Here is a 309-nt window from a genome sequence, read left to right on the forward strand (position 1 = left end):
CGCAATAAGCTCTCCCACGGGCTTGGTGTCCCAGAGGGCGTACGTGCTGCCACGCCGGGTAAGAACACGGTACAACCTATCTTTTTACATCAACTACAAACATACAAGGGAGAAGCCCACCGCTCGATGCAGATTTGCGTTACGCCTGCTGCTATCGAGAAAGAAGAATTCACCGACAGACTCAGATTCGAGCGGTTACCTCTCCCACAGGGAGAGGGAGAAGCTCACCGCTCGATGCAGATTTACGTTACGCCTGCTGCTATCGAGAAAGAAGAATTCACCGACAGACTCAGATTCGAGCGGTTACCT

At 52.4% G+C, this 309-nt stretch carries 1 protein-coding gene; it reads left to right on the forward strand.

Annotated features, from left to right (window positions below; genetic code table 11):
* Positions 1–309, forward strand: a 309-nt coding sequence (locus WG891_RS26755) for a hypothetical protein (protein WP_337274592.1), incomplete at both ends; no start/stop codon positions are given.

Source organism: Serratia sp. MMO-28 (genome assembly GCF_037199905.1).
GTDB classification, from domain to species: Bacteria; Pseudomonadota; Gammaproteobacteria; order Enterobacterales; family Enterobacteriaceae; genus Chania; species Chania oryzae.